Source organism: Staphylococcus sp. HMSC056G08 (assembly GCF_001812305.1).
Lineage (GTDB): Bacteria > Bacillota > Bacilli > Staphylococcales > Staphylococcaceae > Staphylococcus > Staphylococcus simulans.
In genome coordinates this window covers 1-695 of sequence record NZ_KV808505.1, presented here as the reverse complement: position 1 = coordinate 695, position 695 = coordinate 1, and the positions used below count along the sequence as shown (strand labels likewise).

The 695-nt window shown below is 31.5% G+C and carries 1 protein-coding gene; it reads right to left on the bottom strand.

Going from position 1 to position 695, the window contains the following annotated elements; translation table 11 throughout:
* Positions 1-195 precede the first annotated feature (195 nt).
* Positions 196-636: a hypothetical protein gene (locus HMPREF2846_RS14445; RefSeq protein WP_070626528.1), complete on the bottom strand. Its 441-nt coding sequence runs from the start codon at positions 634-636 to the stop codon at positions 196-198.
* Between the last annotated feature and the right edge of the window lie 59 nt (positions 637-695).

Sequence of the window (695 nt, the reverse complement as noted above, 5' to 3'; positions counted from 1 at the left end):
ATATAGAAAAATTAGAATCCGAAAAAGAAGTTCTGAATTTCCTCTTCGGATTACGTAACACTAAAATAACAGATTCTAACGTTGAATTAATCAGCACAAAAATTTATGAAAAGATGTTGGAACATCCTACAGCGGATGCGTGGAGCTTTTTTAGATTTGCGATTGCAAAAGAAAATATATTGTTAGGCAACTTAATCAATGTGAACGAAAGGAATCTGGAATCGGTAATTCTTCGAAGGCATCGAGAAGACGCTCGAAAAACTCGTAAAGCTTTACTTGGTTATTGTGAGATGGAACCTCTTTACACACCTGAATAAATTGTTGTGATTTCAAAGAAAACTCTAAATACTTTTCATATCCTCTATAACTAATAATCCTTTCACGCATTACTGTTATTGATGCTGATAGATGTTTAAGAGTAGTTAAGTAATGATTGTATTCATTTTGCTCAGTTACTGAACAAAGTGAATAAGCTATATTAACAAGTGAATTGCTAATCATATACAAATCTCTTTTCCATTCATAGTGTTCTAAATTTTTAGAGAAGTAATCATATTGATGGTTTCGACGCAACTGATCTTCTTCTAATCTACGAAGATAATTATCTTCAATATTATTTTCATTTCGATTATCCATATATTCCACCTCCAATCCAATGCAAAAGCATTCAGAAAGATTATACCAGAAAGGAGAAT

Bases quoted from the DNA above. Each gene is read 5' to 3' on its own strand.
- HMPREF2846_RS14445 (WP_070626528.1), bottom strand. From the start codon at position 636: ATGGATAATCGAAATGAAAATAATATTGAAGATAATTATCTTCGTAGA.